Annotated in this window: 17 protein-coding genes and 1 tRNA gene; 16 read left to right on the forward strand and 2 right to left on the reverse strand. The window is 64.5% G+C overall.

The features are described from left to right. The first annotated feature begins 201 nt into the window (after window positions 1-201). Window positions 202-978 (forward strand): SDR family oxidoreductase, encoded by a 777-nt coding sequence (locus tag U5771_RS23435; protein WP_322026166.1) that lies wholly within the window; start codon window positions 202-204, stop codon window positions 976-978. A gap of 32 nt (window positions 979-1,010) precedes the next feature. Further along, window positions 1,011-1,442, forward strand: a complete 432-nt coding sequence (locus tag U5771_RS23440; RefSeq protein ID WP_322026167.1) for a thioesterase family protein — start codon at window positions 1,011-1,013, stop codon at window positions 1,440-1,442. A 106-nt stretch (window positions 1,443-1,548) separates the two neighbouring features. Here U5771_RS23440 and U5771_RS23445 read toward each other — a convergent pair whose 3' ends face one another. Next, window positions 1,549-2,094, reverse strand: a complete 546-nt coding sequence (locus U5771_RS23445; protein ID WP_322026168.1) for a LuxR C-terminal-related transcriptional regulator — start codon at window positions 2,092-2,094, stop codon at window positions 1,549-1,551. 223 nt (window positions 2,095-2,317) lie between these two features. Between U5771_RS23445 and U5771_RS23450 the strand changes: the two genes are divergently transcribed. The 14 genes from U5771_RS23450 (at window position 2,318) to U5771_RS23515 (ending at window position 15,798) form a co-directional block, all read left to right on the forward strand. Then, window positions 2,318-3,022, forward strand: coding sequence for a CoA transferase subunit A (locus tag U5771_RS23450; RefSeq protein WP_322026169.1), 705 nt, complete (start codon window positions 2,318-2,320; stop codon window positions 3,020-3,022). A 1-nt stretch (window position 3,023) separates the two neighbouring features. After that, a complete protein-coding gene (locus U5771_RS23455; protein ID WP_322026170.1) occupies window positions 3,024-3,665 on the forward strand; it encodes a CoA transferase subunit B in 642 nt (213 codons plus the stop codon). A gap of 200 nt (window positions 3,666-3,865) precedes the next feature. Further along, the gene (locus U5771_RS23460; protein WP_322026171.1) at window positions 3,866-4,762 is read left to right on the forward strand and encodes an alpha/beta hydrolase; all 897 of its coding nucleotides are present in this window, start codon (window positions 3,866-3,868) and stop codon (window positions 4,760-4,762) included. Between the two features lie 81 nt (window positions 4,763-4,843). Further along, window positions 4,844-5,197 (forward strand): RidA family protein, encoded by a 354-nt coding sequence (locus tag U5771_RS23465; protein WP_021162422.1) that lies wholly within the window; start codon window positions 4,844-4,846, stop codon window positions 5,195-5,197. Window positions 5,198-5,236: 39 nt separating this feature from the next. Continuing rightward, window positions 5,237-7,471, forward strand: a complete 2,235-nt coding sequence (locus U5771_RS23470; RefSeq protein ID WP_322026172.1) for a bifunctional (p)ppGpp synthetase/guanosine-3',5'-bis(diphosphate) 3'-pyrophosphohydrolase — start codon at window positions 5,237-5,239, stop codon at window positions 7,469-7,471. 96 nt (window positions 7,472-7,567) lie between these two features. Continuing rightward, window positions 7,568-7,644: transfer RNA gene (locus U5771_RS23475), tRNA-Val, on the forward strand. Window positions 7,645-7,916: 272 nt separating this feature from the next. After that, a complete protein-coding gene (thrS, locus tag U5771_RS23480; RefSeq protein WP_322026173.1) occupies window positions 7,917-9,824 on the forward strand; it encodes a threonine--tRNA ligase in 1,908 nt (635 codons plus the stop codon). A gap of 49 nt (window positions 9,825-9,873) precedes the next feature. Next, on the forward strand, window positions 9,874-10,398 hold the full coding sequence (gene infC, locus U5771_RS23485) for a translation initiation factor IF-3 (protein ID WP_080599380.1): 525 nt from the start codon (window positions 9,874-9,876) through the stop codon (window positions 10,396-10,398). 190 nt (window positions 10,399-10,588) lie between these two features. Then, window positions 10,589-10,786 (forward strand): 50S ribosomal protein L35, encoded by a 198-nt coding sequence (gene rpmI / locus U5771_RS23490; protein WP_004191477.1) that lies wholly within the window; start codon window positions 10,589-10,591, stop codon window positions 10,784-10,786. A 30-nt stretch (window positions 10,787-10,816) separates the two neighbouring features. Further along, window positions 10,817-11,176 carry a 50S ribosomal protein L20 gene (rplT, locus tag U5771_RS23495; protein WP_004192938.1) on the forward strand — a complete coding sequence of 120 codons (360 nt, stop codon included), beginning with the start codon at window positions 10,817-10,819 and terminating at the stop codon, window positions 11,174-11,176. A gap of 148 nt (window positions 11,177-11,324) precedes the next feature. Further along, on the forward strand, window positions 11,325-12,338 hold the full coding sequence (pheS, locus tag U5771_RS23500) for a phenylalanine--tRNA ligase subunit alpha (protein ID WP_322026174.1): 1,014 nt from the start codon (window positions 11,325-11,327) through the stop codon (window positions 12,336-12,338). Window positions 12,339-12,434: 96 nt separating this feature from the next. Further along, window positions 12,435-14,864, forward strand: coding sequence for a phenylalanine--tRNA ligase subunit beta (gene pheT / locus U5771_RS23505; RefSeq protein WP_322026175.1), 2,430 nt, complete (start codon window positions 12,435-12,437; stop codon window positions 14,862-14,864). Between the two features lie 72 nt (window positions 14,865-14,936). Further along, on the forward strand, window positions 14,937-15,323 hold the full coding sequence (locus U5771_RS23510; protein WP_006486093.1) for an integration host factor subunit alpha: 387 nt from the start codon (window positions 14,937-14,939) through the stop codon (window positions 15,321-15,323). Window positions 15,324-15,384: 61 nt separating this feature from the next. Further along, a complete protein-coding gene (locus U5771_RS23515; RefSeq protein WP_322026176.1) occupies window positions 15,385-15,798 on the forward strand; it encodes a MerR family transcriptional regulator in 414 nt (137 codons plus the stop codon). A 76-nt stretch (window positions 15,799-15,874) separates the two neighbouring features. On the opposite strand, the gene U5771_RS23520 is transcribed toward U5771_RS23515, so the two are convergent. Then, a complete protein-coding gene (locus tag U5771_RS23520) occupies window positions 15,875-18,085 on the reverse strand; it encodes a hypothetical protein (RefSeq protein ID WP_322026177.1) in 2,211 nt (736 codons plus the stop codon). Window positions 18,086-18,225 lie beyond the last annotated feature (140 nt).

Raw genomic sequence — 18,225 nt, forward strand, 5'->3', positions numbered from 1 at the left:
TCGATGAGGCTTGCGGGGGTCATTGGCGTTCCTCTAACCGTTAGAATGCTTTTATTCGGGAGCGTATTGTCTGCGAAACGAAACGCTTGCCGCAACAGCATGCGAATAGATTAGCACGATCGTTCTATTTTATGTGCTAGGGTTATGCTGCGTGGGACAGGGCGCCCGCGGCGGCGAAACGACATCGAAAGGGGATGTGCAATGGGTCGATCGATCAATCTGGAAGGCAAGGTCGCGTTGGTCACGGGCGCATCGAGCGGCCTCGGGCAACGCTTTGCACAGGTGCTGTCGCAGGCCGGCGCGAAGGTCGTTCTCGCGAGCCGCCGCGTCGAGCGCCTGAAGGAGCTGCGCGCGGAGATCGAGGCGGCGGGCGGCGCCGCGCACGTCGTGTCGCTCGACGTCACCGACGTGCAGAGCATCAAGGCGGCCATCGCGCACGCGGAGACGGAAGCCGGCACGATCGACATCCTCGTGAACAATTCGGGCGTGTCGACGATGCAGAAGCTCGTCGACGTCACGCCGGCCGATTTCGAGTTCGTGTTCGACACCAACACGCGCGGCGCGTTTTTCGTCGCGCAGGAAGTCGCGAAGCGGATGATCATGCGCGCGAACGGCAACGGCAAGCCGCCTTACCGGATCATCAACATCGCGTCGGTGGCCGGCCTGCGCGTGTTTCCGCAGATCGGGCTGTATGCGATGAGCAAGTCGGCGGTCGTGCAGATGACGCGCGCGATGGCGCTCGAATGGGGCCGTCACGGCATCAACGTCAACGCGATCTGTCCGGGCTATATCGATACCGAAATCAATCATTACCTGTGGGAAACCGAGCAGGGCCAGAAGCTGCAGTCGATACTGCCGCGCCGGCGCGTCGGCAAGCCGCAGGATCTCGACGGGCTGTTGTTGCTGCTCGCGGCCGACGAGTCGCAGTTCATCAATGGCTCGATTATCTCCGCCGACGACGGCTTCGGCCTTGCCTGAGTGGATGACATTCAGCAACAAAGAAGACTGCAATGAGCGAATATTCCCCCGTATTTGAAATGTCGATGCCGATCCGCTGGGGCGACATGGATGCATTCGGCCACGTGAACAACACGGTCTATTTCCGCTACATGGAACAGGCCCGGATCTCGTGGTTCGAGGAACTCGGCATCGCGGGCGGCAACGGCGAGGGGCAGGGGCCCGTGATCGTCACGGCGTCGATGGAGTTCCTGAAGCAACTGCACTATCCGGGCGACGTGATCGCGAGGATGTCGGTCGCGAAGCCGGGCCGCAGCAGCTTCGACACCGGTTTCGAGCTGACGCGCGCGGACGATCCGCAGCACGTCTATGCGCGCGGCAACGCACGCTGCGTGTGGGTCGACTACGCGCTCGGCAAGTCGGTGCCGCTGCCACAATTGCTGCGCGATACGATCGAGCGCGCGCTCGCGGCGAAGGTCGGCTGAGCGCGGCAGCGCCGAAGCCGGCGCCCGGGCGCCGGTGTGTCGCCATTTCCCGATGATCCTCCGAATCGGCCGCTTCACGCGGCCGATTGCCGTTCCGGGGCGCGTGTTACTGGCCGAGCAGGCGCTGCAGCAGTTCCGGCGTATTGTTCGTGCCGTACTTGCGCATCAGCCGCGACCGATAGATGTCGACCGTGCGCGAACTGATGTCGAGCACGCGTCCGATCTGCTTGCTGGTCTTGCCGGTCGCGAGCTGCGCGGCGATCTCGCGTTCGCGCGGCGTCAGCTCGACGGCGACCCGCCGCGTCGCGCTCAGGTCCTCGAAGGTCCAGACGCCGGCCGCGAGCGGTGCCGTGCGGTCGAGCGCGCGGCCCGTCACATGGCACCAGAACAGGTCGCCGTCGGCCCGTTTCATGATTCTGTCATCGGCGTAGGTGCCGTTCGCGATCATCACGCGCGAGATCCGCTCGCCGATGCGCTGGAATTCGTCCGGCGACGGATAGAGCACCTCGTACGACTTCCCGATCAGGTCGGCCCGCGCGCAGCGGAAGATCGACGCGAGCGCGTCGTTGCAGTCCTCGATCACGCGGTCGCGCGACATCACGAGGCCGAGCGGCGCGAGGTGGAAGGCAGTCTGGTAATCGAGAGCGGGCATGGCGCAGGCAAGCGGAGGCAAACGCTTATGTATTTTTGCGTATTGTGCCGCATCCGCGCTGCATCGTACCCTTTCAGGCATCTCGCGGCGGTGTGTCGCGATATAAAAACAGCGCGCCTCGACGCAGGTATCGCCGTGCATGCATAGAATGATGCGGCGGGCTTGCGGCCCAGTGGGCGCGTGAACCGGTTTTGCTGGTTTCCATAGAGGAAGGGACAAACAGATGAACAAAGTCTATCCAAGCGCGGCTGCCGCGCTGGAAGGGATCGTCCGTGACGGACAGACCTTCGCGGTGGGCGGCTTCGGCCTGTGCGGGATTCCCGAGGCGCTGATCGCGGCGCTGCGCGATTCCGCCGTCAAGGGCATTACCTGCATCAGCAACAACGCAGGCGTCGACGGCTTCGGTCTCGGCCTGCTGCTGGAAACGCGCCAGATCAAGAAGATGATCTCGTCGTACGTCGGCGAGAACAAGGAGTTCGAGCGCCAGTACCTGGCCGGCGAACTCGAGCTCGAATTCACGCCGCAGGGCACGCTCGCCGAGAAGCTGCGCGCGGGCGGCGCCGGCATCCCCGCCTTTTTCACGAACACCGGCTACGGCACCGTGATCGCGGACGGCAAGGAAACGCGCCAGTTCGGCGATCGCCACTACGTGCTCGAGCCGTCGCTGACGGCCGACGTCGCGCTCGTGAAGGCGTGGAAGGCCGACAAGTCCGGCAACCTGATCTATCGGCGCACCGCACGCAACTTCAACCCGATGTGCGCGATGGCAGGCAAGATCACCGTGGCGGAAGTCGAGGAGATCGTCGAGAACGGCACGCTCGATCCGGACCAGGTCCATACGCCGGGGATCTTCGTGCAGCGCATCGTGCTGAACGCGACGCCCGAAAAACGCATCGAACAACGCGTCGTACGCGCGAAAGGAGACTGACATGGCCTGGAATCGTGACCAGATGGCCGCGCGCGCGGCGAAGGAACTGCAGGACGGCTTCTACGTGAACCTCGGCATCGGCCTGCCGACGCTCGTCGCGAACCACGTGCCGGAAGGCGTCGAGGTGTGGCTGCAGTCGGAGAATGGCCTGCTCGGCATCGGCCCGTCGCCGACCGAGGACGAAGTCGACGCCGACCTGATCAACGCCGGCAAGCAGACCGTCACGACGCTGCCGGGCTCGTCGATCTTCTCGTCGGCCGATTCGTTCGCGATGATTCGCGGCGGCCACATCAACCTCGCGATCCTCGGCGCGATGCAGGTCAGCAAGAAGGGCGACCTCGCGAACTGGATGATCCCCGGCAAGATGATCAAGGGGATGGGCGGCGCGATGGACCTCGTTGCGGGCGTGAAGCGCGTCGTCGTGCTGATGGAGCACGTCGCGAAGGGCGACCAGCACAAGATCCTCGACGAATGCAACCTGCCGCTGACGGGCGTCGGCGTGGTCGACCTGATCATTACCGATCTCGGCGTGATCGAAGTGACGCCGGACGGCCTGAAGGTGCTCGAGCTCGCCGACGGCGTGAGCGCGGAAGAGATCCAGGCGAAGACGGGCGCACCGCTCGATGTGAGCACGGTCGCGTAAGTTCGTCGCGCGCAAGCGCTGCAGTGACGCCCCGCGTGCCGGACGACGGCACGCGGGGCGTTTGCCATTGGAGGCGGGCGGACGATGAATCCGCAGCCTCGCCTCGGCGACCCGCGCGAACGAAGCGGTTTACAATCGTTTGCATCGGGCGGCGCAAGCATTGCCTGCCGCACCGCCCCCCGTTCGACAGGATGCCAACGATGCCAACAACCTCAGCGAATCCTCCGGTTCCCCGTCAGCGACGCGTGCAGTGCGCGAGCGTCGCGGGCCTTCACCACGTCGCCTATACGGAATGGGGTGACCCCGCCAATCCGCGCGTGCTGGTCTGCGTGCACGGCCTGACCCGTTCGGGGCGCGACTTCGACCGGCTTGCCGCCGCACTGTCCGATACGTATCGCGTCGTCTGCCCCGACGTCGTCGGGCGCGGCCAATCCGACCGGCTCGCCGATCCGAGGCTTTACGCGATTCCGCAATATGTGGCCGACATGGTGACGCTGATCGCGCGGCTCGACGTCGAGTCGGTCGACTGGTTCGGCACGTCGATGGGCGGGCTGATCGGCATGGCGCTCGCGGGGCTGCCCGGTTCGCCGCTGCGCCGGATGATCGTCAACGACGTCGGCCCGCGCATCGAGCCCGATTCGCTGACGCGCATCGGCGAATACCTCGGCGTGCAGCCGCGCTTCGCGACCGAACAGGAGGGCATCGACTATCTGACGTCGCTGTCGCTGCCGTTCGGTGCGTTGAGCGGCGACGAGTGGCGCGAGATCAACGGGCCGTTGCTGCGCGAGCTGCCCGACGGCGGCTGGACGATGCGCTACGATCCGCGCATCGCCGAGCCGTTCAAGGCGACGACACCCGAACTGGCCGCGCTCGGGGAGGCCGCCCTGTGGCGCGCAATCGAGACGACCGACGCGGCGCTGCTCGTCGTGCGCGGCGAAAGCTCCGACCTGCTGTCGCGCGACACGGTCGCCGAGATGGTGCGTCGCGGCCGGCACGTATCGCAAGCCGAGATTGCGGGCGCGGGCCATGCGCCGGCGTTCATCAGTGCCGACCAGATTGCGCTCGCCCGCCGGTTTTTCGTCGAAGGCGGCGCATAAACGCGTCATAATATGCGGTTCGGCGGCACGCGGGCCGCGTCGTCGCCGATTCTTCACCCACTCACACGACCGGAACATTCCATGGCAGTCATTCGTCACCACGTCGGGGCCCGTCTCTCGGAAACCGCGATCCACAACGGTACCGTGTATCTGGCCGGCCAGATCGCCGAAGACACCACCCAGGACATCAAGGGCCAGACGCGCGAAGTGCTCGGCCACATCGACCGCCTGCTCGCCGAAGCGAACAGTGACAAGGCGCATCTGCTGTCGGTGCAGATCTACATTTCGGATCTCGCGAACTTCGACGGCATGAACGCGGAGTGGGACGCGTGGGTCGCGCAAGGCAACACGCCGCCGCGCGCCACCGTCGAGGCGAAGCTCGCGGATCCGGCGCTGCTCGTCGAGATCGTCGTCGTCGCCGCGCAGCGGAGCTGAGCGAAGCATCCCGATGACCGCAATACGCCAGGCCGTGCGATGACCGAGTCCGTTTCCGCTTCTTCCGTCGCGGCGCCGTCGTTCGACGACGTGCTCGCGTTCGTGCGCGAGCGGGCCGGCGACGCGCGCCTGTCGTCGGGCGAGTTGCTTGCCGATCACTCGGCGGGCACGGCATCGATCATGCGCACGCTGAACGTCGACCCGCACGCGATGCAGGCGGCCGCGCTGTTCGTGCTGACGCCGCACCTGAACGATCCCGAGCGGGAGCTGACCGAACGCTTCGGCGAAGAGGTCGCGCGGCTCGTATCCGACGTGCGCAAGCTGCTGCGGCTCGGCACCGTCAGCCTGCGCGCCGCGCAGAACGCGATGCCCGACACCGGGCGCGACGCCGCGGAAGAGCGGCGCACGCAGATCGAAGCGCTGCGCAAGATGCTGCTTGCGTTCGCGCAGGACATCCGCGTGGTGCTGATCCGGCTGGCGTCGCGGCTGCAGTCGCTGCGCTACTACGCGGCAGCGAAGATCGATCCGCCGCCCGACGTCGCGCGCGAGACGCTCGAGATCTATGCGCCGCTCGCGAACCGACTCGGTATCTGGCAACTGAAGTGGGAGCTCGAGGACCTCGCGTTCCGCTTCGAGGATCCGGTCACCTACAAGCGCATCGCCAAGCTGCTCGACGAAAAGCGCATCGAACGCGAGGCGTACGTCGCGCAGGCGATCGAGCGGCTGCAGCACGAGCTGGCGGAAGCGCACATCCCGGCCGACGTGAGCGGGCGGCCGAAGCATATCTACAGCATCTGGCGCAAGATGCGCGGCAAGGAGCTCGACTTCTCCGAGCTGTACGACGTGCGCGCATTCCGCGTGATCGTGCCGGACATCAAGGATTGCTACGCGGTGCTCGGCATCGTGCATCACCTGTGGCAGCCGGTGCCGAAGGAATTCGACGACTACATCTCGCGCCCCAAGCCGAACGGCTACAAGTCGCTGCATACGGTCGTGATCGGCGACGACGGCCGCGCATTCGAAGTGCAGATCCGTACGCAGGAAATGCACCGCTTCGCGGAGTACGGCGTCGCCGCGCACTGGCGCTACAAGGAGGCGGGCGCGCGCGGCTATGGCGGCCAGTTCTCGGCGAGCGACAAGTACGACGAGAAGATCGCGTGGCTGCGCCAGCTGCTCGCATGGAAGGACGACGTCGAGGACGGCACCGAAGTCTCGGGCGACCAGGCCTGGGCGCAGTTGCGCGAGACGTCGCTCGACGACGACCACATCTACGTACTGACGCCGCAGGCGCGCGTGATCGCGCTCCCGCAGGGCGCGACGCCGGTCGATTTCGCATACCACCTGCACAGCGAGCTTGGCCATCGTTGCCGCGGCGCGCGCGTCGACGGCGTGATGGTGCCGCTGAACACGTCGCTCGCGAACGGCCAGACGGTCGAGATCGTCGCGGTGAAGGAGGGCGGGCCGTCGCGCGACTGGCTGAACCTGCAGCTCGGCTACCTGAAGAGTCCTCGCGCGCGGCAGAAGGTGCGCGCGTGGTTCAACTCGATCGAGCAGGAAGAGAACATCGCGCATGGCCGCGCGCTCGTCGAAAAGACGCTGCAGCGCGAGGGCAAGACGTCGGTCAACCTCGACAACCTCGCCGCGAAGCTCGGCTTCAAGTCGCCGGAGGAGCTGTTCTCGGTCGTCGGCAAGGAAGAATTCAGCCTGCGCAACGTCGAGCACGCGCTGTCCGATGCGCCGCCGCCCGAGCATGCGCCCGAGGCGCCTGCCGATTTCGAGAAGCGCAGCAGCGGGGCGAGCGTCGCGCACGGCGCGTCGACCGGCGTGCTGGTGGTCGGCGTCGATGCGCTGCTGACCCAGCTTGCGCGCTGCTGCCGCCCGGCGCCGCCCGATCCGATCAGCGGTTTCGTGACGCGCGGCAAGGGGATGTCGATTCACCGCAGCGACTGCCCGACGTTCCGGCGGATGGCCGAGCGGGCGCCGGAGCGCGTACTGCAGACGACCTGGTCGGCCGACGTGCTGGGTGGACGCGGCGTGTCCGTCTATCCGGTCGACCTGATGATCGAGGCAAGCGACCGGCAAGGCTTGCTGCGCGATATCTCCGAAGTGTTCGCGCGCGAGAAGATGAACGTGGTGGGTGTGAAGACGCAGAGCCGCCGCAATGCGGCATTCATGCAGTTCACCGTCGAGGTGTCGAATTCCGCGCAGGTGCAGCGTGCGTGCACGCTGCTCGGCGAAGTGCCGGGCGTCGTGCAGGCGGGGCGCAAGGCGTGACGTCCCTGTAATGGGGTTGGAGTTCAATCATTTTGCTGCGACCGCATAAAAACACTTGCCAAGTGAGCGGTCGCTCCATATAATCTTAGCTTCACTAGGCTCGTAGCTCAGCTGGTTAGAGCACCACCTTGACATGGTGGGGGTCGTTGGTTCGAGTCCAATCGAGCCTACCAACGAATTGAGAATGCCCGGTTTCCGGGTATTCGATGCAGTAAATAAACTCAACGCGAACAAGGCGAATACGGTTATGACACCGCGAACGTTGACCGAAACCTTTTCGGAGCGACGCTAGTCGAGGAACGTTTTCGCCCTTTCAGTTTGAGTGAAGTATCGAATGCGGCCCCTCGAAAGCGGGGCCGCATTTTTTTTGTCGCGAAATTTTCGCGCGTGACTTTGAGATCGCGTGCCTGGTTTGCCGCCCACTGTCGGCATCACGGAGATTGCTATGGTTTCGATACGCTTGCCTGACGGCTCAGTTCGACAATACGAGCATCCGGTGACAGTTGCCGAGGTTGCGGCCTCGATCGGTCCCGGCCTTGCGAAGGCTGCGCTTGGTGGCAAGCTCGATGGCGAGCTGGTCGATACGTCCACGGTCATCGATCGCGACGCATCGCTCGCGATCGTCACGGACAAGGATGCCGACGGTCTCGACATCATCCGTCACTCGACCGCGCACTTGCTCGCCTACGCGGTGAAGGATCTGTATCCGGATGCGCAGGTGACGATCGGCCCCGTGATCGACAACGGCTTCTACTACGACTTCTCGTACAACCGTCCGTTTACGCCCGAAGATCTGGAAAAGATCGAAAAGCGCATGCAGGAACTCGTGAAGAAGGACGAGCCGGTGACGCGTCGCGTCGTGTCGCGTGACGAGGCGGCCGGCTATTTCCGCAGCCTCGGCGAGAAGTACAAGGCCGAGATCATCGAATCGATTCCGCAAAGCGACGAAATCAAGCTGTACTCGCACGGCGGCTTCACGGATCTGTGCCGCGGCCCGCACGTGCCGTCGACCGGCAAGCTGAAGGTCTTCAAGCTGATGAAGGTCGCGGGCGCGTACTGGCGCGGCGACTCGAAGAACGAGCAGCTGCAGCGCATCTATGGCACGGCCTGGACGAAGAAGGAAGACCAGGACCAATACCTGCACATGCTCGAGGAAGCGGAAAAGCGCGACCACCGCAAGCTCGGCAAGCAGCTCGACCTGTTCCACATGCAGGAAGAGTCGCCGGGCATGGTGTTCTGGCATCCGAAGGGCTGGGCGCTGTGGCAGCAGGTCGAGCAGTACATGCGTCGCCGCGTGAACGACGCCGGCTACCTCGAGATCAAGACGCCGATGATCATGGACCGCTCGCTGTGGGAAGCGTCGGGCCACTGGCAGAACTACCGCGAGAACATGTTCACGACGGAGTCGGAGAAGCGCGACTACGCGATCAAGCCGATGAACTGTCCGGGTCACGTCCAGGTGTTCAAGCACGGCCTGCGCTCGTACCGCGATCTGCCGCTGCGCTACGCGGAATTCGGTTCGTGCCATCGCAACGAGGCATCGGGCGCGCTGCATGGCCTGATGCGCGTGCGCGGCTTCGTGCAGGACGATGCGCACATCTTCTGTACGGAAGAGCAGTTCATCGCGGAGTCGATCGCGTTCAATACGCTGGCGATGAGCGTGTACAAGGATTTCGGGTTCGAGCACATCGACATCAAGCTGTCGCTGCGTCCTGACCAGCGTGCCGGCACGGACGAAACGTGGGATCGCGCCGAGCAGGGCCTGCGCGACGCGCTGACGGCGTGCGGCCTGTCGTGGGAAGAGCTGCCGGGCGAGGGTGCGTTCTATGGCCCGAAGATCGAATACCACATCAAGGATGCGCTCGGCCGTTCGTGGCAGTGCGGCACGCTGCAGCTCGACATGGTGCTGCCGGAGCGCCTCGGCGCCGAGTACGTCGCGGAAGACAACAGCCGCCGCCGGCCCGTGATGCTGCACCGTGCGATCGTCGGTTCGATGGAGCGATTCCTTGGCATTCTGATCGAGCACCACGCTGGCGCGATGCCGGTCTGGCTCGCGCCGTTCCAGGCAATTGTGCTCAATATCGCCGAAAGTCAGGCGGAATATGCACAATCTCTGGCCCAAACGTTGCAAAAACAAGGGGTTAGAGTGGCGGCCGATTTGCGCAACGAGAAGATTAGCTATAAAATACGCGAGCACACGCTGGAAAAGGTGCCTTATCTCCTCGTGGTGGGCGATAAGGAGCGTGATGCGCAAACGGTAGCCGTGCGTGCCCGTGGCGGCGTCGATCTTGGCGTTATGCCGGTCGAAGCCTTCGTTGAGCGTCTGCAGGAAGACCTGCGCTCGTTCAAGTAACCGCCCTGGCAGCGCGGCTCGTTTTTTTAATTTTTAGAGGAAACGTAACATCGCTACTGATAAGTCGTCGCATCGCATCAACGGTGAAATCACTGCGCCGGAAGTGCGTCTGGTCGGGCTCGAGAACGAACCGCTCGGTATCGTAAAACTCGCTGATGCTTTCCGTAAATCGGAAGAACTGGATGTTGACCTGGTGGAAATCGCGCCGCAAGCGGTTCCCCCGGTTTGCCGTCTGATGGATTACGGCAAGTTCAAGTACCAGGAATCGAAGAAGCAGCACGAAGCGAAGCTGAAGCAGAAGGTCATCCAGGTGAAGGAAGTCAAATTCCGCCCGGGTACCGATGACGGTGACTACAACGTCAAGCTCCGCAATCTCGTGCGCTTCCTCGAAGAGGGCGACAAGACGAAGATCACGTTGCGTTTCCGCGGCCGCGAAATGGCTCACCAGGAGATCGGTATGCGGATGCTCGAGCGTCTGCGCACGGATCTCGAGGAAGTCGGCCAGGTCGAGCAGATGCCGAAGATGGAAGGGCGCCAGATGATCATGGTGCTCTCGCCGAAGAAAAAGAAGTAACGAACCCGCGCGCCGGTCGCGCAGGTTCGAAAGTGGTTCGGTGCGTTGCCCGGTCAGGGCGGCGCGCCAGCAATGACGGCGGTTGCGCAAGCAGTTCGCCGTACACAAGTGGACTGGGTTTCGAAGGGCGGGTCAAGGGCGCAAGCCAACCGCACACCCATCGCCATCTAATAAACTGGAGTTGTTCGTCATGCCTAAGATGAAGACCAAGAAGAGTGCTGCAAAGCGCTTCGTGGTGCGTCCGGGCGGTACCGTCAAGCGCGGTCAAGCCTTCAAGCGTCACATCCTGACCAAGAAAACCACGAAGAACAAGCGTCACCTGCGCGGCGCAACGGCAGTTCATGATTCCGATCTGAACTCCGTCCGCGCGATGCTGCCGTTCGCGTAACCCCTCAACTGATACTCTAAGGAGAGAAACATGCCTCGAGTCAAACGTGGGGTAACCGCACGGGCCCGCCACAAGAAGATCATCAACCTGGCCAAGGGTTATCGCGGCCGTCGCAATAACGTCTACCGCATCGCCAAGCAGGCGGTGATGCGCGCTGGTCAGTATGCGTACCGCGATCGCCGCAACAAGAAGCGTGTGTTCCGCGCACTGTGGATCACGCGTATCAACGCGGCGGTTCGCCAGCACGACATGACCTACAGCGTGTTCATCAACGGCCTGAAGAAGGCGTCGATCGAACTCGACCGTAAGGTCCTGGCCGACATGGCGGTGTTCGACAAGGCTGCTTTTGCTGCGATCGTCAAGCAGGTGAAAGCCGCCGTTGCAGCCTAATTGCGAAATTAGCACTGCGTGGTGAGTTGCAGCGATGTTCCGGTAGTCTCGGCCGCTGCAGCGAAAACGGGGCTCTTCCGAGCCCCTTTTTTGTTTGGTGGGCAGTTTTGCTCGCCAAGACCGAATGACGTTGGAAATGATGGGATCTATGGATCTGGACCAGATTGTCGCCGACGCGCAGCAGTCCTTCGAACAGGCTGCCGACATCACCACGCTCGAAAACGAGAAAGCACGATTTCTCGGCAAGTCGGGTGCGCTGACCGAGTTGCTCAAGGGCCTCGGCAAGCTCGATCCCGAAGCACGCAAGACCGAAGGCGCGCGCATCAACGTCGCGAAGCAGCAGGTGGAAGCCGCGCTGACCGCACGCCGCCAGGCGCTCGCCGATGCACTCTTGAACCAGCGTCTCGCCGCCGAAGCGATCGACGTCACGCTGCCGGGTCGCGGCGCCGGTGCAGGCAGCCTGCACCCCGTGATGCGCACGTGGGAGCGCGTCGAACAGATTTTCCGCTCGATCGGCTTCGACGTGGCCGACGGTCCCGAAATCGAGACCGACTGGTACAACTTCACGTCGCTGAACAGTCCGGAGAACCATCCGGCGCGTTCGATGCAGGACACCTTCTACGTCGAAGGCAAGGACGCCGACGGCCGCCAGTTGCTGCTGCGCACGCACACGAGCCCGATGCAGGTGCGTTACGCGCGCATGAACCGCCCGCCGATCAAGGTGATCGCACCGGGCCGCACGTATCGCGTCGACAGCGATGCGACCCACTCGCCGATGTTCAATCAGGTCGAGGGGCTGTGGATCGACGAAAACATCAGCTTCGCCGACCTCAAGGGCGTCTATAGCGACTTCCTGAAGAAATTTTTCGAGCGCGACGACATCCTCGTGCGCTTCCGTCCGTCGTACTTCCCGTTCACGGAACCGTCGGCCGAGATCGACATGATGTTCGAGCACGGCAAGAACGCCGGCAAATGGCTCGAGATCTCGGGCTCGGGGCAGGTGCATCCGACCGTGATCCGCAACATGGGCCTCGATCCCGAGCGCTATATCGGCTTTGCGTTCGGCAGCGGCCTCGAGCGCCTGACGATGCTGCGCTACGGCGTGCAGGATCTCCGGCTGTTCTTCGAGAACGATCTGCGTTTCCTGCGCCAGTTCGCCTAACGCACGCGCCGCGCCGACATGTGCCCGCGCATGCCCCGCCGGTCGTTTCCGCCGGGGGCCGGGCGCCGATCTAACCTGTTTCGAACGTAGACATCCATGCAATTCCCTGAATCCTGGTTGAGAACCTTTGTCGACCCGCAGCTGACGACCGACGAACTGTCGCACGCGCTGACGATGGCGGGGCTCGAAGTCGAATCGCTGAGCAAGGCTGCGCCGCCGACGTCGAAGATCGTCGTCGGCCGCGTGCTGGAAGTCGTCAAGCATCCGGATGCGGACAAGCTCAATGTCTGCCAGGTCGACGCCGGCACCGGCGCGACGCTGAATATCGTGTGCGGCGCACCGAACGTGGCGCCCGGCATCAAGGTGCCGGTCGCGCTGGTCGGCGCGGAACTGCCGCCGGCAGAAGAGGGCGGCAAGCCGTTCGCGATCAAGCTGTCGAAGCTGCGCGGTGTGGAGAGCCAGGGGATGCTGTGCTCGGCGCGCGAGCTGAAGCTGTCCGAGGATCACGGCGGCCTGCTGATCCTGCCGGAAGATACGCCGGTCGGCCAGGATATCCGCGACACGCTCAATCTCGACGACACGATCTTCGAAATCAAGCTGACGCCGAACAAGGCCGACTGCCTGTCGGTGTTCGGCATCGCGCGCGAGACGGCCGCGATCACCGGCGCGCCGCTGACGCCGGTCGATATCCGTCCGGCGCGCGTCGAGCTCGACGAAACGCTGCCCGTGCGCATCGCCGCGCCCGATCTGTGCGGCCGCTTCTCGGGTCGCGTGATCCGTGGCGTGAACGCGCATGCGAAGACGCCGCAATGGATGGTCGAGCGCCTCGAGCGTTCGGGCCAGCGCAGCGTGTCGGCGCTCGTCGACATCTCGAACTACGTGATGTTCGAGCTCGGCCGTCCGTCGCACGTGTTCGACCTGGACAAGATCCACGGCGGCATCGAAGTGCGCTGGGGCAAGCGCGGCGAGTCGCTGAAGCTGCTGAACGGCAACACGGTCGAACTCGACGAAACGGTCGGCGTGATTGCCGACGACCGCCAGGTCGAAAGTCTCGCGGGCATCATGGGCGGCGACAGCACGGCCGTCACGCTCGACACGACCAACATCTACCTGGAAGCCGCGTTCTGGTGGCCGGACAGCATCCGTGGCCGCGCGCGCAAGTACAACTTCTCGACCGATGCGGCCCATCGCTTCGAGCGCGGCGTCGACTACGCGACGACCGTCGAACACGTCGAGCGCATCACGCAACTGATTCTCGAGATCTGCGGCGGCAAGGCCGGCCCGGTCGACGACCAGGCCGTGAACCTGCCGCAGCGCGCGCCGGTGAAGATGCGCGTGTCGCGCGCGAACCGCATCATCGGCGTGAAGATCGACGCCGACGAGATCGCGGACATCTTCACGCGGCTGCGCCTGCCGTTCGAGCGTGACGACGACGCATTCCTGGTCACGCCGCCGTCGCACCGCTTCGACATCGAGATCGAGGAAGACCTGATCGAGGAAGTCGCGCGTATCTACGGCTTCGAGAAGATTCCGGCGCGTCCGCCGGTCGCGACGAGCGAGATGCGTGCGACCAACGAGACGCGGCGTTCGATCCACGACATCCGTCACGCGCTCGCGGCGCGCGACTATGCGGAAACGGTCAATTTCAGCTTCGTCGACGCGGAGTGGGAGCACGATTTCGCCGGCAACGACAACCCGATCCGCCTGCTTAACCCGATCGCGAGCCAGCTGTCGGTGATGCGCACGACGCTGTTCGGCAGCCTGATCTCGGTGCTGCGCCACAACCTGAACCGTCGCGCGGATCGTGTGCGCGTGTTCGAGACGGGCCGCGTGTTCCTCGCCGATCCGTCGGTGAAGGCCGGCGAGCTGACCGTCGAAGGCTACACGCAGCCGAAGCGTGTCGGCGCGCTCGCGTACGGCCCGGCGGTCGACGAGCAGTGGGGCGTCGCGACCCGCGCGGTCGATTTCTTCGACGTGAAGGGCGATCTCGAGGCGCTGCTCGCGCCGGCCGCCGCGCGCTTCGTGAAGGCCGAACATCCGGCGCTCCATCCGGGCCGCAGCGCACGCATCGAAGTCGACGGCCGCGCGGTCGGCTGGATCGGCGAGCTGCATCCGCGCCTGATGCAGAAGTACGAGCTGCCGCACGCGCCGGTGATGTTCGAAATCGACGCGGATGCGCTGATCGCGCGTGCGCTGCCGGCACCGACCGACGTGTCGAAATTCCCGCCGGTACGGCGCGATATCGCTGTTGTGGTCGATCAGGCGGTCGAGGTTCAGGCACTTTTCGACGAAATGAAGAAGGCGCTGGCCGAAGACGCCTGCCGATTCGTTCAGAAGGTTGTACTCTTCGACGAATTTCGTGCAAAATCAAATACTTCCGGTGGTCTTGCCGCGCACGAGAAGAGCCTTGCCTTCCGCGTGACGCTGCAGGACGCGGCTGGCACGCTACAGGACGAGGTCGTCGATCAGGCGATCCAGACGCTGGTCGAGCGGATGGCTCGCGTCGGTGCGCGCCTGCGCGGCTAAGGAGAAGGGCCGCCCGTTCGCGGGTGGCTTTTCCCCATCGTAAGTTTTGGTTTAACGCGCTGTATGGCAGATATGAACGACATGACCTCGAGTGAATTCGAAGCCCTCCTGACGGCGCAACGCAGCGCCATGAACCGCGACGCTTCGGCGCCGGCGTCCACCGAGACGCCGACGCTGACGAAAGCGGAACTGGCGGAGCTGCTGTTCGACAGCGTCGGGCTGAACAAGCGTGAAGCGAAGGACATGGTCGAGGCGTTTTTCGAGGTGATTCGCGATGCGCTCGAAAACGGCGAAAGCGTCAAGCTGTCGGGGTTCGGCAACTTCCAGCTGCGCGACAAGCCGCAGCGTCCGGGCCGCAATCCGAAGACGGGCGAGGCGATTCCGATCGCGGCCCGCCGGGTGGTAACCTTCCACGCGAGCCAGAAGCTGAAGGCGCTGGTCGAAAACGGCGCGGAGTAACGCCCCCGCGCCGACGTCTCCGCGCGGCCGCCGCGCACCCTTTACCGACGGTTAACCGACGATGACCACCACGGTTGAGAAAGTCGTCTTGCCTCCGATTCCCGCGAAGCGCTATTTCACGATCGGTGAAGTCAGCGAACTGTGCGGGGTCAAGCCGCACGTGCTGCGTTACTGGGAACAGGAATTCACGCAGTTGCGGCCGGTGAAGCGGCGTGGCAATCGCCGGTATTACCAGCACCACGAAGTGCTGCTGATCCGACGGATTCGCGAGTTGCTGTACGAACAGGGGTTCACGATCAACGGGGCGCGCAACCGGCTCGATTCGCCGGGCGGCGAACGCGCTGCCGCGGCACCGGTCGAGCCCGACGTGCCGGCCGCCGATGCGCGTGCATCGGCCAAGCCGGGTGCGACGGTCGACGTGATCGCATTGCGGCAGGCGCTCCTCGACGTGATCGACGGACTGAAGCACGACTGAGCGCGACGCCCGAATCAGAACAAAGCCCGGTTGGCGACGCGCCACCGGGCTTTTTCATGCATGCGGGCCCGCGATGTCAGCGCGATGCGAGCGGGTTCGGCTTGCCCATGTCGACGACCAGCGTGCCGTCCGGCAGCATGCGCACCGAGCCTTGCGCAACCTGGCTGCGGTAGCCGTACAGGTCGAAGCGCATCGGGCCGGCCTCGGCCGAGTTCCGGATCAGCGCGCGCACGTTCAGTTCGAGCACGTTGAACATTTTCATGTCGCCGCCTTCCATCCACATGTAACTCTGCGCGTCGATCTGCGGCCGCTTCGGCATGGGTGCGTCGACGGCGCGTCGGAACGTGAGGCGCAGTCCGTCGCGTTCGACCGTCGCCTGGCCGAGCTTGCCGTTCAGCACGGGCGGCGGGAACACGGTGTACTGGTCGAGCACGAGCGTGTCGCCGCGCAGTTCCGCGCCGCGGCGCTGCAGCGGCGTCAGCGACGCGAGCTCGATGCCGAGCGAGCGCAGCAGCTTCGCTTGCGGGATGCCGAGCACCGATACCTGCGCCGGCTTGAACGCGAGGTGCCGGTCGTCGAGCACCGAAAGCGAGCCCTTCATGTCGGTCGGCAGCCACACGCCGGGCACGTGATTCCACAGCTTGATGCCGCCCTGGACGCGCAGGTCCTGGCCATCCGCGCTCAACTGCAGGTCGTTCAGCGAGCGCGGCGAATAGTCGAGCAGGTAGTGGTTGAAGAGCGCCGACATCGCCTTCCACGATTCGACGACCGTCCCGCCGAGAATGCGGATGTCGTACTGGTTCGGATCGTCGAGGTCGACCGGTTCGCCGGGGCGTTTCGCGATGAGCTGGACGTCGAGATCCTCGACGTGGAAGCCGATGTCGCCGGACAGGTTGAAGTCGACGTTGTGCAGGTGGATCGTCGGGTGGCGGTTCGACACGTGCCGTTCGTTGAACGGGGTGGTCGACGAACGTCGCATCGCGACTTTCTGCATGCCGGGTTGCGGCGCGCTGGCCGCGAGCGCAAACGCTTCCCAGTGCTGGCGCGAGTCGCGCAACGCATTCTGCTGCGCGGCGAGGAAGCTGTCGTTCAGGCGAGCGGCCGCGTTGCCGAGCGCGGCGCCGCTCGCGGGGCCTGCGTACGACGGCATCCGGATCGCCATCGCGCCGTTTTCGTCGAAATTGAAATAGCCGGCCGATACCTGATCGCGATAGTGATACAGGTCGAACACGAAGTTCTGGTCGCGCTTCGTCGAATCGACCGGGCCGATCAGGATGTCGGCGTTCATCGGCATCGAGCGCATGAACTTTACGTCGCCGCCGCGGATGACCATCGCCTGTCGCGGCGCGTTCGCGGGCAGCGCGAAGCCGGCGTGCGAGCCGTCGTCGAGCGTCAGGTCGAGGCCGGCCGGCGTCACGCGCAGCGCGGTGATCCTGATCTTCAGCCGCGGCGGCGGCATCAGCTTGTCGACCGACATCACGAGGTCGTCGCCGGCGAGCCGTGCGATCGGTGTCTCGACCTTCAGCAGGTCGGCCATCTTCACGTTGGCCGCGCGCATCACCGGCTGCGCGTTGATGCCCGACACGCGCACGCCGCTCGGGTGGAACACGAGCTGGCTGCCGTCGCGGATCGCGAGCGTGCCGGTCAGCGAGAACGGCACCCAGCCGTCACGCTGCATCTCGCCCTCCAGATGGATCACGCCTTCGCCGGCCGATACGGTGAGCTTGCGCAGCGGCGCGTTGCGGTAACCGAAAATGTAGGTGTTGAAGAGTGCGGTCAGCTTCGTGTTGTCGAGCGTGACCGCGCCTTCGTGCACGTCGATCTCGAAGCTCGTCGGATCGTCGAACACGATCGGTGCGCCGGCCTGCGTCGGCACGAGTGTCGCGGACAGTTGATGGACGAAGAAGCCGAGGTTGTCGACGATGCGGAAATCGACGTCGCGCAGAAACGTCATCGCACCGTTCTGGCCGGAGTCGCGCAGCGTGAACGGGCGCGGTTGCGTGAGGCTGATCGACGCGAGCGACGGCACGGTGCGGGCGATCTGCTGTTCGTGGGCGAGGCGTTCGGCTTTGGCGCGCTCGATCTTCGTCGCTGCGACCGACGCGTTGCCGTCGCGCTGCGCGGCCGGTTCCGCACAGCCGGCGCAGAGCAGTGCGAGCACAAGCATGCCGCAGCCGAGTGCGCGAGAGGTACCGTGTGAAGCCGACGCGGCCGCGCGTTGCGGGCCGGCCATCCAGTCGAGAATTGCCAAAGGCGTGCGATGGCCGCGCCGGACCGCATTCCGCATCGTCTGTCTCCATGTCTTGTCGTGATCGACGAGGGCGCGCGGCCGATGCACGGCGCGGACGTCGATGCCGTGCAGTGTGGCATAGCGCGCTAGAGCGGCGTCACCAAACAGCGGGCGTCCGGGCAAGGCCGGTCCGCGGG

Origin of the sequence: Burkholderia sp. BCC1977 (assembly GCF_905339595.1) — a bacterium.
Lineage (GTDB): Bacteria > Pseudomonadota > Gammaproteobacteria > Burkholderiales > Burkholderiaceae > Burkholderia.

Bases quoted from the DNA above. Each gene is read 5' to 3' on its own strand.
- rpmI (WP_004191477.1), top strand. From the start codon at position 10,589: ATGCCTAAGATGAAGACCAAGAAGAGTGCTGCAAAGCGCTTCGTGGTG.
- pheS (WP_322026174.1), top strand. From the start codon at position 11,325: ATGGATCTGGACCAGATTGTCGCCGACGCGCAGCAGTCCTTCGAACAG.
- thrS (WP_322026173.1), top strand. From the start codon at position 7,917: ATGGTTTCGATACGCTTGCCTGACGGCTCAGTTCGACAATACGAGCAT.
- U5771_RS23510 (WP_006486093.1), top strand. From the start codon at position 14,937: ATGAACGACATGACCTCGAGTGAATTCGAAGCCCTCCTGACGGCGCAA.
- U5771_RS23520 (WP_322026177.1), bottom strand. From the start codon at position 18,085: ATGCGGAATGCGGTCCGGCGCGGCCATCGCACGCCTTTGGCAATTCTC.
- U5771_RS23455 (WP_322026170.1), top strand. From the start codon at position 3,024: ATGGCCTGGAATCGTGACCAGATGGCCGCGCGCGCGGCGAAGGAACTG.
- rplT (WP_004192938.1), top strand. From the start codon at position 10,817: ATGCCTCGAGTCAAACGTGGGGTAACCGCACGGGCCCGCCACAAGAAG.
- U5771_RS23435 (WP_322026166.1), top strand. From the start codon at position 202: ATGGGTCGATCGATCAATCTGGAAGGCAAGGTCGCGTTGGTCACGGGC.
- U5771_RS23460 (WP_322026171.1), top strand. From the start codon at position 3,866: ATGCCAACAACCTCAGCGAATCCTCCGGTTCCCCGTCAGCGACGCGTG.
- U5771_RS23445 (WP_322026168.1), bottom strand. From the start codon at position 2,094: ATGCCCGCTCTCGATTACCAGACTGCCTTCCACCTCGCGCCGCTCGGC.
- pheT (WP_322026175.1), top strand. From the start codon at position 12,435: ATGCAATTCCCTGAATCCTGGTTGAGAACCTTTGTCGACCCGCAGCTG.
- U5771_RS23465 (WP_021162422.1), top strand. From the start codon at position 4,844: ATGGCAGTCATTCGTCACCACGTCGGGGCCCGTCTCTCGGAAACCGCG.
- U5771_RS23440 (WP_322026167.1), top strand. From the start codon at position 1,011: ATGAGCGAATATTCCCCCGTATTTGAAATGTCGATGCCGATCCGCTGG.
- U5771_RS23470 (WP_322026172.1), top strand. From the start codon at position 5,237: ATGACCGAGTCCGTTTCCGCTTCTTCCGTCGCGGCGCCGTCGTTCGAC.
- U5771_RS23515 (WP_322026176.1), top strand. From the start codon at position 15,385: ATGACCACCACGGTTGAGAAAGTCGTCTTGCCTCCGATTCCCGCGAAG.
- U5771_RS23450 (WP_322026169.1), top strand. From the start codon at position 2,318: ATGAACAAAGTCTATCCAAGCGCGGCTGCCGCGCTGGAAGGGATCGTC.